Raw genomic sequence first — 13,455 nt, 5'->3', positions numbered from 1 at the left:
ACCTGGGGCGCCGAGGCGCCCCGTTTCCACTGAGGTTCCGCGATGGAATACCCGAAGATGATCTACAAGGCAGCGGCGCCCGTTGCCGATCAAGAAGCGCTTAAGGCCGCACTGGCCTCGGGCGAAGTGCAGACGCGCATCGTGAACTCGGTGCGCGAAGAAAAGGCCGCAACCGGCTTTACGGCCGATCTGGCCTCGCTGGTCGCGAAGTCGGCTGCTGACGATCTGATCTGATGGCTACCGCGCTCGATGTGATTCAAGGTGCGCTGAAGCGCATCAACGCGTACGCACCGGGCGAAGTGCTGGACAACGCAGATGCGCAGGATGCGCTCGTTGTGCTCAACGACTTGCTTGATAGCCTGTCGAACGAGCATCTCGCATGCTACCAGCGCGTCGAGAACATCCTGCAGCTGCAGTCGGGCAAGAACATCTACACGATCGGCAACCCGGTTGGCGGCACGCTGCTCGGCACGACCGTGCAGGGCACCAACGTGATTTCGGGCGTGATCGCGATGCCGTCGAACATCCAGCTCGGCGGGGCGCTGACGGGCGCTGGCATCCCGACCGGCGCGACGGTATCGGCAATCGGCGCGAACACGATCACGATGTCTGCGGCGGCAACGGCCACGTTCGCGCAGCTTGAGCAGATTACTTTCACGACGCCCGGCGACTTCGCGGTGCAGCGGCCGTTGCGCGTCGTCAACGGTTTTACGCGCCTGACGACGAGCGGCATCTCGCAGGTCGATTACCCGATCGAGATCATCTCGGTCGATCAGTGGTCGGCAATTGGCCTAAAGAACCAGCCCGGTCCGTGGCCGAAGGTCGTCTATTACGATGCCGCGTTTCCGCTCGGGACGATGTATTTCTTTCCGAATCCGTCGCAGGGCGGTGAGTTGCATCTCTGGACCGACAACCTGTTCACAGACTTCCTGACGCTTACCACGCAGGTGAGCCTGCCGCAGGGCTACGTGCGGTTCCTGAAACTCGCGCTTGCGCTCGAACTGGCACCGGAATACGGCAAGCAGCCGTCGCCGCTGCTCGTCGGCCAATACATTCAGGCGAAGACCGCCGTGAAGGCGCTGAACACGCAGGCGCAGAGTATCGCGACGTACGACCGCGCGATTGCGGGCGGCGCGCGCAGCGATGCCGGTTGGATCTTGCATGGGGGCTTTCAGTGAGCCAGTTTCCGTTCGTAGGGCAGGCCTACGAGGCGCCGATGCTCCTGCAAGATGCAGAGAAGTGCGTCAACTGGTATCCAGAAGTCAGCCAGAACAGCGATTCAAAGACGCCTGTCGCGCTGCTCGGCGCGCCGGGGCTCGTGCAACTAGTTGTATGCGGCTCGGGCCCGGTGCGCGGCTGCTGGGTACTGCCCGGCGGTCTGCAGGCGATCGTGGTCTCGGGCAACGCGGTTTTCATGGTTTCGTCGGCGTTCGTCGCGACTCAGATCGGCACGCTACAGTCGACGACCGGCCCCTGCGTCATTCGGGACAATGCCGCCGGCGGTATCGCGGTGATCTCAGACGGCCCGAACGGCTATGTCGTGAACATCGCGGGGCAGACCGTCAAGCAGATCGGCGACCCGGCATGGATGGGCGCGGCACGTATCGCTTTCATCGATGGCTGGCTGATCTTCAATAAGCCGGGCTCGCAGACGTTCTACACGTCGCCGCTGTATTGGAACGGCACGGATCTGATGGACCCGACGTACTTCGCACTGAAGGATTCCAGCACCGATAGGCTGGTGACGATGCTCGAGAACATGCGCGAGCTCTGGCTGGTCGGAGAGCGCACGTCAGAGGTATGGTTCGACGCCGGCGGCGGGTTTTTCCCGTTCTCGCGTCTGCAAGGCGTGACGCCGCAGCATGGCTGCGCAGCTCCGCATAGCATCGCGCGCGTGGGCGATTCGCTGGTATGGCTCGGCAAGAACGAGCAGGGGCAGAACGTCGTAAAGCGGACAGTCGGCTATCAGATCGAGAATTTTTCCACCATCGGCGTCAATCATGCGATCGCCGGGTATTCGATCACGAATGACGCGATCGCGTATGCCTATCTCGAGGACGGCCACCTGTTCTACGTGCTGACGTTCCCGACGGCAGACCACACGTGGGTGTTCGATGCGCAGACCAGTATGTGGCACGAGCGCGCCAGCTACGACCCGGTGGCCGGGCTGTTCCATCGGCACCGCAGCAATTGCCACATGAACTTCCAGAACATGACCGTGGTCGGCGATAGTTCAAGCGGCGCGCTGTTCCAGCTATCCCGCAAGGCGTACACGGATGCCGGCGCGCCGCTCGTTGCCTGGCGCCGCACGCCGCACATTTGGGACAAGAGCAATCGCGAGCGCGTTTTCCATTCGCAGCTGCAGATCGAATTCGCGCCCGGCGTGGGATTGCAGACGGGGCAGGGCAACAATTCGCAGGCGGTCTTGAGCTGGTCGGATGATGGCGGTCAGACGTGGGGCAATGAGCATTGGCGCTCGATCGGCCTCGCGGGGCAGACGAAGAATCGCGCCATCTGGCGGCGGCTCGGCACGGCTCGCGATCGCGTCTATGACGTGAAATTTTCTGACCCAGTGCCGCGAGACGTAGTGGGCGCGAGTTTGGTTGACGCATGAACGATACCGTCTTCACCACCGGCGATCTGCCGAATCATGCGATTCCGCCGATCGGTCCTGATGGCCGATGGACGCGTGAATGGTGGATGTTCCTCGTCGCGATTTTTAATCGGACCGGTGGCGCGGGTTCACCGATCGACATCAATACACTGCAGCAAGCCGACGATATCTCTCAGGGCGTGCCGTCGACCACGCAGGCTACGCAGGATGCTCTATATGGGGTAGAGCAGCTTTGGCATGAGCTATCGCCCCCGCCGACAGTGAATCTGTCTGCCGTGTTGACGCGGCTGGATATGCTCGAGACAGCACTTCAGCTGACCTCTGATTTTTCCGCGGTTCTGCAGCGCATCGGGGAAGTCGAGTCGCAGCTGGTCGAGCCGAAAACGACAACCGCGCCGATGCTCGAGCAATGGAATGCGCCGGCCTTGCTCAATTCCTGGGTTAATTATGGCGGCGCATTCAATCCGGCTGGGTATTGGAAAGATCCATTTGGCGTCGTTCATCTGAGAGGTCTGGTGAAATCCGGGACGGTTGGCCAAGCAATTTTCACGCTCCCAAAAGGGTATCGCCCGGCGAACACGGAAGCAATTTCCGTCGCATCTGCCGATGCGTTTGGTGAACTTCGGATTGACGGCACTGGAAATATCGTCGCATTCGTCGGAAGCAATACCTGGATGTCGATGGATAGCGTAACGCTCAGGGCTGCGCAATGATCCGATTTCTCAATTTCGGGTAAATCATGGCAATCACGTATCAGAAATTTTTTCAACCGGTTCAACTTGGTACCGCCCTGGCGACAATCTACACGGCGCCATCGCAGCCCGTTGGTGTGTTGCTGCGCGGCGGCCGTGTGCGGTTGACGAATACGACGGGCTCTGCGGTGTCGGCGCAGTTGAATGCGGTGCCCGCCGGCGGTACGGCCGGAGCGGGGAACCAACTGGTACCGACCAACTATACGGTCCCGGCCAACGGCTGGATCGACATCGATCTGCCAATCATGGCGGCCGGCGATATTTTGCAGGGCCTCGCTGGTGTCGCCAATGCGATCACGGTCCATGCGATGGCCGGCGGCCTCTTCTCGTAAAGCGGAGAGATCCTTGAATATCGCCATCGAAACTTTCACGCGCGAACTCGCAGAAGAGATTATCCCGCTTGGTCAGCAAAGTTGGGATGAGTGTTCGGAGATTAAAAGAGACACCTGTGCTTACCACGGGCAGCGCGGACTCGCGATTGATCCCGACATTGATCAGTTTCTCTACCTTCAGGACCATCAGTCGCTAGTAACAATGACTTTGCGCGACGCCGCCGGCGTCTTGCGCGGGTACGCATTGCTCATCCTCTACAAGAGCCTGCACCTGAGAACCGAATTGTGTGGGAACGTCGATACGTTCTATGTGCAGCCAGATCATCGGCTTTCCATGTGGCGTTTTATGTCGCATATCGAAGACGAGCTCCACGATCGAGGCGTCAGTATCGTTGGATGGCCGGTTACAAGGGATGGGAAGCTATACGAGATTCTCCAGCGACGCGGCTACATCGCCGATGACGTGGTGATGGAACTCAAGCTCAAAGATCTTCCGAAGGAATAGCCATGTGCGTTGCAGCAGCAATTGCCGGAGGTGCCGTAGCGTCGGCCGGTATCGGAGCCGTGTCGTCGCAGTCCGCCGCGAACACGCAGGCCGACGCTGCGAACAACGCGACGAATGCCCAATTGGGCATGTTCAACACGACGCAACAGAACCTGCAGCCGTACATGAGCGCCGGCAGCAATGCGCTGTCCACCTTGACCGGGCAATTGCCGTCGTTGAACACGCCGATGGCGATCCAGCCGTCGATCAACAATACAAACTGGCAGCAGTACATGTCGCCTGCGTACAACTTCCAGTTGCAGCAGGGCCAGCAGGCGTTGCAGAACAGCCAGGCGGCGCAGGACGGTGTACTATCCGGCGCCGCGCTGAAGAGCCTGGTCAATTACAACCAGAACATGGCGGGGACCGCGTTCCAGAACGCGTTCAACGACTACCAGACGCAGTACGGCAACCAGTTCAACCAGTACCAGACGCAGAATCAGAACATCTACAACCGGCTGTCGAATCTCGCGAACCTCGGAGAAAACGCGGCGGCGAACGTGGGGCAGGCGGCCACGCAAACCGGTGCGAACGTGGCGAATACGACGATGGCTGCTGGCAATGCGCAGGCGGCCGGCACGATGGGGATGAACAACGCGATCACGGGCGCAGTGAATAACGGCATGGGCTACTACATGCTGAACTCGCTCGCCAATCCGTCGGCGGCATCAGGCGGCATGTGGACGCCCGCGACGGCCACCGGCGCTTCTGCATGGGGGCTTACGTAATGGCTACGCTCGATACCTCAATCCCGCTGCAGGCGCAGCAGTTCAATCCGTTCCAGTCGATGGGGCAGGCCACGCAGGCACTGTCCGGCCTTGCGCAGCTGCAGAACATTCGGCAGCAGAATCAGCTGATGCAGGCCGAGACGACGAACCTAAACAACCAGGCCGACCAGACGACCCAGCAAAACGTCGAGTGGAAGGCGTACGCGGATCTCCTGAAGAACGATCCCGATCACCTGATCCACGACCCGAATACGGGGTTGCTGGACACGCAGAAGGCGCAGCAGTGGCAGATGAATAACATGCCGCTGACCGGTGCGCAGTTCGGTGATGCGCTCGTGAGCCACATGAACACGGTCAACCAATGGCGCACGAACGTAGCGAATACCAGCGACCAAGACCGCGCGCGCATCGCGTCGACGGCCAGCGCGTTCATGGGGCCGAACGGCGTTGTAGGCACGCCCGAGCAAATTGGGAATGCTTTCAATACGCTGCGCGGCCAGCTCGCATCGGATGGCGGTCAGGCGACGTGGAATATGGCGATGCAGGGCCTGCACAACGTGCAGAACAACCCCGCGGGGATGCAGATGCTTCTTGGCTCGATCTCCAGAATCGGCACGCCCGCAGCGACCCAGGCCGCTGCGCGGCAAAGCGCTACCTCGTTCATCAACAACGGCGCCACGACGATGCCAGTCGCGAATACGAGCGACTTCGGCGCTGCGCCGGGCACCGTGACTGGCGTTGGCGTCAATAACCAGCTCGGCCCGGGCGAACGCCAGCAGGTCGGTACGAACCAGCTTACGGGCGGCCCCACCGTGATCAGCCGCGATGCGAACGGCAACGTCACCAGCATCACGAATGCGCCGACGCAGGGCGTTTATGTGCCGCAACCGGGCGATGCTCAGGCGCTGCCTGTCCTGCAGAACGAGCGCGACGCCGCGCGCGTGCAGTTCGCGAATGCAGGGCTGCAGCATACGAACAACCAGATTGTGCTCGACAATATCGATAACGTCGGCGCGACCGGGGCCGCCGGGCAGGCGTTCCGCAACATCGCAAGTGCATTCGGGTTCAACGCGGGCGACGCCAAGGATTCCGCGACGGCGTACGATCTGGTCGGCAAGGGGCTTGAGCGCTCCGCGCTGCAGGCCGCGCAGTCGATGGGGCCGCAGACGAACGCCGGCCTTGAGGCGCAGATCAAGGCGAATGGCTCGCTATCGTACACGCCCGAGGCGATCAAGCAGGTTACGCGCCTGAACGACGCCATCACGTCCGGTACGCAGGCGTACCAGCCGGGTCTCGAGCGCGCGATCGCGGCGAATCCGTCGGCGGGGGTTTTCGCGAAGCGTCAGTTTGACCAGGCATGGGGCGCGAACTTTGATCCGCGTATCTTCGAGATGTACAACGCTGCGAAGGGCGGTGACACCGCGACCGTAAATTCGATCGTCAGCGGCCTGGGCGGCAAGAATTCGGCGCAGTTCAAGTCGCTGATGAAGAAGGCCGCAAACCTCACGCAGCTGAGCAACGGCGGGAGCCTCGAATAATGGACGATCTGCTCGCGACGCTCGAGCAGGCGACGGGTGCCCCGCCGGTACAGTCGCCTCGGGGCGGGGTGTCGGCATTCGACCCGGCGAAGAATTACGGCACGCCCGCGCAGATGCTGGACAACCTCCAGAACCAGGAGAGCAGCGGGGGCAAGAATCTCGTGAACCCGACGACGGGTGCGATGGGTCCGTATCAGTTCCTGCCGTCCACGCTCGCGACGCTGCGCAATCAAGGCATCAAGTTCGATCCGTTCGACCCGCAGCAATCGCGCGCGGCTGCCGACTGGTACATCCAGAAGTTGAAGCAGCAGAACGGCGGCACGTACCAGGGTGCGCTCAAGGCCTATGGCGGCTTCGTGCACGCAGATCCGACGCAGTACATCGACCATGTGATGAACGGCGTGCCGGGGTTCCAGAGCAGCGTGCCGGCGGCCACGACGCCCGGTCAGTCGAGCGTCGGCCAACAGCCATCCGGCTATAGCGGCCCGACGTCGGACCTGGTGAGCACGCTGCAATCGGCCATCGACACGCCGCAGCAAGCTGCGAAAGCGCCAGCGCTGCCGCCGCAAGCGCAGCCTCAGCAGGAAGCCAGCGCGCTCAGCACGTTCGGGCATGGGCTCGCTGGCCTTGCCGATACGGTACTGAGCGCGCCGGGCGCGGCGATGCAGGCCGGCGATTACGCCGTACGCCGCGCGCTCCAACAGACGCCGCAGCAGGCCGAGCAAGGTGCGGCCGGCGACTTCGGCGGTTCGATCCATCCGGTCGGCAACTTGTTCGGTGTTACGAACACGGCGGGCTATCAGAACGAAGGTTCACAGCAGCTTGCGCAGCTCGCGGGCGGCGCGCTTAACAAGGGCGCGACTGCCGTCGCTAACGCAACCGGATTGCCGCAGCAGGACGTAACGAACATGGCCGGCTCGCTCTCGATGCTCGCGCCGGGTGCGGTCAAGGCCGTGGCGCCGGTCGCGCGCGATGCCGCGCTGGCGACTGCTGCCGAGGACGTGAACGCACGCCTGGCAGCTGCGCCTCATCCGACCGGCCCTGAGATGCAGCCGCGCCCCGTAGTGGGCGGCGGCGCGGCGTCGACCAACCTTAATCCGTACCCCGTTCTGACGGGCGAGGACGTATCGCGCGGCGCGTTCCCGCAGGTCAAGCTCTCGAAGATTTCGCAGGACGTGACGCCGCAGGAGCAGTCGGTGCGTGCGGGCATCGTCAATCAGATCATGGGCGACAACGCTGGAAGCGTGCGCACCGGCGTGATCACGGGCAACGAGAACACGCTACGCGACGAGTACGCCGCCGCGAAGTCACCGATCCAGACACCGGCGTCGCAGGCGATGAAGGCGCAGATCGCGAACGAACAGCAGGCGCTCGCTGACTACGCGCAGCAGCGCGTCGATGCGACCGGTGCGAGCCCGAATATCCTGAGCAACGAGGAGCGCGGCCGCGTCATCAACGACGCGCTCTACGGTCCCGACGATAGCCTGACGTCTTACCTGCGCAATGCGAAGCGCCACATCTATGACGAGGCACGCGCGACGGCGGGCGACAACGCAATCGAAACCTCGCACGTCGATGCGCTGCTAGGTGATCCGCAGTTTCAGGCTGGCGTGCGCCTGAGCGGCAACGAAGGCACCGTGGGCGGCGCAGCCGACCTGATCAATCTAGCGCGCACGACCGGCTTTCGCGATCCCGTTTCGGGCGACATGTACGCGCCGAACAGCGTGGCAGCGTGGGATGCGGTGCGCAAATCGATCAACAGCGAATGGAGCCCGGCGAACCGCAATGTGGTGCGCCAGATCAACGGAGCGATCGACCGCGACATCGCGGCGGCCGGTGGCCAGGAGCTCTACAAACTCGGCGATCGCATTCACCAGGCCGAGCAGACGTTGCTCGATTCAAAGGGCATCGGCTCGGCGCTCGGGGAATATGACGCGAACGGCATCAAAACAGGCCCGTCGCTCGAGAGCATCCCGCAGAAACTCAATACGCTGCCGCTCGATCAGTGGCAGCACATCCACGACACGCTCGACGAGCTGTCACGCGGGCAGATCCGTGGCGCGCCGGATGGCATGCCCCCCGTTCCCGACGAGGTCATGCAGAGCGCGGCCGCCGCGCGCGATGAGATGAACGGTGCGCTCGCGCGTTCGGTGTACGAGGCCGGCGCGGCGAAAGCCGGCGTCTGGAACCAGAACGCCGTCAATAAGGTGCTGAATTCGTCGGTCGGACAGAAGATCATGCGTAACTTCTCGCCCGAGGAAGCGCAGGCCTTCCACACGCTCAATTATGGCGGCCAGATCATGCCGGGCGTGCATTCGTACGAGGGCGCGGGCAACCAGCTATCGCGCCTCGCGAAACCGGGATTCGTCGAGAAGTATGCGCCGAGCGTTGGCGTGAACGCCGGTCACGCCTTAGGTGCGGCGATGGGCATCCCTGGCGCGCGCTGGCTCGGTTCACTCGCCGGCGAGCGCGCCGGCCGGAAGCTGTCCGACCTCGCGGAAGGGCGGCGTGCGCAGAAGCAATACACGAACGTCGTCAACGAGATGCGCCGCAACGCGCAATCGGGCAACCGATAGGCCAGCTACCACACGGGTACCGAAGCCGTCCTCGAGGCGGTTTTTTCTTTTTGGGGATCGGCAATGACCGTACAGCTTGCGCCGTTGGCCTTCCAGCGGTTCTGCGACAACAATGGCAACCCGTTGGCTGCGGGGCAACTCTGGACCTATGCGGCGGGGACGACCACGCCGCAGGCGACGTACACGGATAGTACGGGGACGACGCCGAATCCGAATCCGGTGCCAATCAACGCCCGCGGCGAGGCCTCTGTCTGGCTGACGCCGGGGCAGGCGTACAAATTCGTTCTCAACGACGGCTTCGGCAATCTGATCTGGACGCAGGATCAGGTTTCAGGCGCGGTCGGAAGCGCCGCGCTAGCGGCCACCGGCACCCCCTCCGGCGCATCCTATATCGGCTTCGACGGAACGACGCTCGACCAGATACTGGAACTGCGTCTTAATCGCGTCGTCGATTCGATCGCGGCGCTGCGTGCGCTTTTACACCTCATCTACTCGCGCGCTTTTGTCACGGGCTACTATGCGCCGCACGATGGGGGTGGCGGGGCGTATCAGTACGATCCGACTGATACGACGAGCACGGACAATGGCGGCACGATCATCGTCGCGACGGATGGTGGTCGGTGGAAGCTTCAGATATTCGGCGGCGTGACGCCCTATCAGTTCGGTGCGAAAGGCGATGGATCGACGTCAGATGACACGCCGTTCAATAACGCGCTGGCGTGGTGCGCATCGGCTCGAGTGCGTCTTGACATCCCTCAACCCGCATCGTTCTACAAAATCACGACCGGCATCTCAAGTGGGGGGGCTATCACGGTTCGCGGGAGCGGCATGTCAAATACGCCGATCCGATTTTTCAACAACTCGAACTGGACGCACACGGGCGGGACGCTACTAACCTATCCGACGAATCAATTCAACTTGCGTGAGGTATCGCTACAGTCGGGTGATACGCTCAACACCAGTACGGCAATCCTGAACATTTCATACAGTAGCGGCAGTAACGGTTCAACTGTGCGCGCCGTCACGATCGAGGATGTCGAGGTGTGCGGCGCCACACTGGCGAACGGGTTCAACGGCGGGATTCGCCTATACAACGCGACTTCTCTGAAGGTCTGCCGCGTTCGAATCGCGAATTCGAACGCGCCAGCGGTTGGCTACACGACGGGCAGCTTCGGGATCAAGGTTGACACTGATTCCCAAGCGGGTGACTGGTACATCGAGCAGACGAATATCTATTTCTGCGACAGCGCGATTAATTGCAACGGGCAGGGGACAGGACAGGGTTTCGAAGGGCTTAACGTTCAGCAGTGCCTGCTCGTCGCGAACAACATCGGCGTCAACGTGGTGTCGAGCGTTGAGCATCTGTTCGTGCGTGTCGGTTCCTGCAATATCAACTGTATCGCCATCGATATAGCGGTACAGAACATGATGTGGGTCGACATCCAGGAGAACCTCCTTTACGCCTACGACAATGGACTGACGCAGACGAGCTGGACGGCGATCAACTTCACGATGAACGACATCAACCACGGTCTTTGGTCGTCAAACCGGATTTGCAACAACGTAATGTCGGGGCTTACCACAACGCATGCCACGACGCGTTATGGAATCGCGTTTCAGAATGATCCAAACGGTCTCATCACGCAGACGCTTATCGATGCAAACTCGTTCGCGAATCTCGAATATGGCCTCGTCCTGTTCACCGGCAACAACAACATCACCTTCACCGACGCGAATGTAATGGATTCGGTGGCGACGCCGATATCCGATTCCAGCGGGCAGACCAACAATATTTTCGCGTTCGGAACAGCCGGCAGTCCGGGGTCGCGGCGCGACAACTTCGGAATTGAGGAAAAGTGGGCGGCGAATGCCGCGGTGCCCCTCACCGGTGGTTCTGGGTCAGTTACATTCCCGCAGCCCTTCAAGAATGGTTGCGATTCCGTTATAGCAATCAACGGGAATCCCGCGGGATCTTTTGGAAATGCAGTGGTGAGCGTGGTGAATTCTTCCGTTAGCGCAAGCGGATTCGGCATTTCGGTAGAAGGGGCAACTACCGGGACCATCACCATCAACTACATCGCCAAGGGCCATTAAAGGAGGAATGGTCGATGAAAAACGAATTGATTTCAAACGCTGCTAGCGCAGTCACGAACGCCACGTCGCCGATTGCGACACCCGCCGGCGGCATGGTGGCGCTCTGGACATGGCTGAACGGCCACGACATTTCATGGTGGGTCGGAGTGCTAACGATCATCGTGCTGCTGCTGCAGATCCGAGATCGGCTTTTCCCGCGGAAAGGAAGCATGCGATGAATGATGATCAAAATATCCATTGGCTCGACGAGCCCGAACAGCACGACTACACCGCAGCGCTCTCGTTCCTATCGTTGCACTTCTCGGTGGAATGCGCGGCCGACCTGGTGCATGAGCTGCGCGCTGCGCCGGTTTGCCAGTGGGCTGCGAAGGACATCATTCGCGCGTCGGGTCTCGAGGTGCTCGGCAAGCACAACAGCCACGTCGAGCGTAACCTCCGCAAGATTCAGGATGGCAAGAAACTTTCGCCGATCCTGCTCGTGCGGACGGCCGATAGGCTGCTGATCGCGGACGGATACCACCGGGCTTGCACGGTCTACCTGTATGGCGAGGATGATCCGGTGGCAGCCAAGATCGCTGGAGAAGGGCATGAGCAGCTTCGATGATGCGTTCGATGCGTTGATCGGGAACGAGGGGGGCTATTCGAACAACCCGCGTGACCCGGGTGGCGAAACGATGTGGGGTGTCACGGCGCGCGTGGCGCGTGCTTCTGGATACACCGGCGCGATGCGCGAGATGCCGCGCGACACCGCGAAGGCGATCGCGAAGCGACTGTACTGGGATCCGCTGCATCTCGATCAGTTCGATGCGCGTGTGGCGTTCCAAATCTTCGATGCGAACTACAACGGCGGCCACCCGGTGATCTGGATGCAGGCTGCTGCCGGCGTGTCGGTCGATGGCCTAATCGGCCCGCGTACGATCGCCGCAGTGCAAGCCGTTGACCCGCTGCGCTTCATGATGCGCTGGAACGCGCTGCGCATCCGCTATTTCACTTCCCTCAAGACGTGGCTCACCTTCGGCAAAGGATGGGTGCTGCGCGTCGCCAACAATCTCATGAAAGGGGCTGAATAATGCCGCTGATTCCTATCGCGATGGCGCTCGCCCAGTTTGCGCCGATGATAGCCGGCTGGCTCGGCGGATCGAAAGCCGAAGACGTCGCCTCAAAAGTGGTCGGCGTCGCCCAAGCCGTTACTGGACAATCTGCGCCCGATGCTGCACTCGCGGCAATCCAAGCCGACCCAAACCTTGCGCTTCAATTTCAGAAAGCTGTGCTCGAGCAACAGGTTCAACTTGCCCAGATCAACACGCAATCAATCCAGGCACAACTTACGTATGAGAAGGACATCTACAGCGCAGAAGCGGCAGACCGCGATAGCGCGCGTAAGCTCGCGGCTCAGCAACCCAATGACTGGATTCGCCCTGCGGTGACGATGGCCCTTCTCCTCGGGTGCCTAGCAGTCGTTTTCGTGATGCTCGACGGTCGAGCGTTGCAAGTGATGAAAGACCCCACTGCGGCCGGGACGTTGGGTATCGTGATCGGCTATATGTTCAATGAGCTGAAGACGGCTCTTGGGTTCTACTTTGGGATGACGAAAGACGCATCATCCCAAACCCAGACGATCACGCAATTCGCGGTCTCACCCGGCACCGTCACCCATGACGACATGAAGTGACTGGCGTCATTGTGCTGGCGGGGTTGTCTGTCCGAACTGCCATCGAGAGATGAATTACGGAAGATTGGAGTGAGTGTCCGATGTGTTTCCGAGATTCCGGAGTTTCTCGCAGAAGTCGTTGTAGCGCATGGGAGTACAGCGAACTCCATTGGGAAAGCGCCGTAGACTGCGTCGGTCCTCTGAGACGAACCAGTCGGCAACCATCGCAGCAACATCGACGATGAACGCATCTGCTTCGCTATTGGATGTGCCGCGATGAGCGTCATAGATTTTGCCCGAACCTAAATAGTCTCCGGCGCGCATGATGTCAGCCCGTGCAACCGCGTGGCCGATGATCTCGACGGGAAACAGATCTGGAAATCCGGCCGAGCGCTTATGCAGTTCTTCCGCTATTTGGCGCGGCATCAGAACCGCAGTCGCTTGCTGCTCAATCAGGCCGCGTAACAACTTCAGGCTCGCCGTATCCTGCTCGAGGAGATCGTAGATGTTTGAATCGAGGATGATCTGAATCATCGGAGCATGGGGAATTTATGCGGCCGTTGAAACCAAGCGCGCAACGTTATTTAACAGGATGTCGCCGTAGGCCCAAACGATGGTTCCAATAA

15 protein-coding genes are annotated in these 13,455 nt (G+C 61.0%); 14 read left to right on the top strand and 1 reads right to left on the bottom strand.

Annotated elements, in window-relative coordinates; translation table 11 throughout:
- Positions 1-42: 42 nt before the first annotated feature.
- From AC1RQF_RS16950 to AC1RQF_RS16885, 14 genes are all read left to right on the top strand, one after another.
- Positions 43-234, top strand: coding sequence for a hypothetical protein (locus tag AC1RQF_RS16950; RefSeq protein ID WP_492872533.1), 192 nt, complete (start codon positions 43-45; stop codon positions 232-234).
- On the top strand, positions 234-1,178 hold the full coding sequence (locus tag AC1RQF_RS16945) for a hypothetical protein (protein ID WP_492872532.1): 945 nt from the start codon (positions 234-236) through the stop codon (positions 1,176-1,178). Before AC1RQF_RS16950 ends, AC1RQF_RS16945 begins: the two co-directional genes overlap by 1 nt.
- The gene (locus AC1RQF_RS16940) at positions 1,175-2,614 is read left to right on the top strand and encodes a packaged DNA stabilization protein (protein WP_492872531.1); all 1,440 of its coding nucleotides are present in this window, start codon (positions 1,175-1,177) and stop codon (positions 2,612-2,614) included. The genes AC1RQF_RS16945 and AC1RQF_RS16940 overlap by 4 nt, the downstream gene beginning before the upstream one ends.
- Positions 2,611-3,327: a hypothetical protein gene (locus AC1RQF_RS16935; RefSeq protein ID WP_492872530.1), complete on the top strand. Its 717-nt coding sequence runs from the start codon at positions 2,611-2,613 to the stop codon at positions 3,325-3,327. The genes AC1RQF_RS16940 and AC1RQF_RS16935 overlap by 4 nt, the downstream gene beginning before the upstream one ends.
- Positions 3,328-3,353: 26 nt before the next feature.
- Positions 3,354-3,698, top strand: a complete 345-nt coding sequence (locus AC1RQF_RS16930) for a hypothetical protein (RefSeq protein ID WP_492872529.1) — start codon at positions 3,354-3,356, stop codon at positions 3,696-3,698.
- Positions 3,699-3,711: 13 nt separating this feature from the next.
- A complete protein-coding gene (locus AC1RQF_RS16925) occupies positions 3,712-4,203 on the top strand; it encodes a hypothetical protein (RefSeq protein WP_492872528.1) in 492 nt (163 codons plus the stop codon).
- 59 nt (positions 4,204-4,262) lie between these two features.
- On the top strand, positions 4,263-4,970 hold the full coding sequence (locus AC1RQF_RS16920) for a hypothetical protein (RefSeq protein WP_492872527.1): 708 nt from the start codon (positions 4,263-4,265) through the stop codon (positions 4,968-4,970).
- On the top strand, positions 4,970-6,508 hold the full coding sequence (locus AC1RQF_RS16915; protein WP_492872526.1) for a hypothetical protein: 1,539 nt from the start codon (positions 4,970-4,972) through the stop codon (positions 6,506-6,508). The genes AC1RQF_RS16920 and AC1RQF_RS16915 overlap by 1 nt, the downstream gene beginning before the upstream one ends.
- On the top strand, positions 6,508-9,084 hold the full coding sequence (locus AC1RQF_RS16910) for a lytic transglycosylase domain-containing protein (protein WP_492872525.1): 2,577 nt from the start codon (positions 6,508-6,510) through the stop codon (positions 9,082-9,084). Before AC1RQF_RS16915 ends, AC1RQF_RS16910 begins: the two co-directional genes overlap by 1 nt.
- Positions 9,085-9,147: 63 nt before the next feature.
- Positions 9,148-11,178, top strand: a complete 2,031-nt coding sequence (locus AC1RQF_RS16905; RefSeq protein ID WP_492872524.1) for a putative phage tail protein — start codon at positions 9,148-9,150, stop codon at positions 11,176-11,178.
- A gap of 14 nt (positions 11,179-11,192) precedes the next feature.
- Positions 11,193-11,396, top strand: coding sequence for a hypothetical protein (locus tag AC1RQF_RS16900; RefSeq protein WP_492872523.1), 204 nt, complete (start codon positions 11,193-11,195; stop codon positions 11,394-11,396).
- A complete protein-coding gene (locus AC1RQF_RS16895) occupies positions 11,393-11,782 on the top strand; it encodes a hypothetical protein (protein ID WP_492872522.1) in 390 nt (129 codons plus the stop codon). Before AC1RQF_RS16900 ends, AC1RQF_RS16895 begins: the two co-directional genes overlap by 4 nt.
- A complete protein-coding gene (locus AC1RQF_RS16890; protein ID WP_492872521.1) occupies positions 11,766-12,248 on the top strand; it encodes a glycoside hydrolase family 108 protein in 483 nt (160 codons plus the stop codon). Before AC1RQF_RS16895 ends, AC1RQF_RS16890 begins: the two co-directional genes overlap by 17 nt.
- Positions 12,248-12,850: a hypothetical protein gene (locus tag AC1RQF_RS16885; protein WP_492872520.1), complete on the top strand. Its 603-nt coding sequence runs from the start codon at positions 12,248-12,250 to the stop codon at positions 12,848-12,850. Before AC1RQF_RS16890 ends, AC1RQF_RS16885 begins: the two co-directional genes overlap by 1 nt.
- Before the next feature lie 54 nt (positions 12,851-12,904).
- Here AC1RQF_RS16885 and AC1RQF_RS16880 read toward each other — a convergent pair whose 3' ends face one another.
- Positions 12,905-13,363: a hypothetical protein gene (locus AC1RQF_RS16880; protein WP_492872519.1), complete on the bottom strand. Its 459-nt coding sequence runs from the start codon at positions 13,361-13,363 to the stop codon at positions 12,905-12,907.
- Positions 13,364-13,455 lie beyond the last annotated feature (92 nt).

The organism is Burkholderia sp. GW821-FHT14F03 (assembly GCF_058803765.1).
This window is presented reverse-complemented; position numbering and strand designations above follow the sequence as displayed.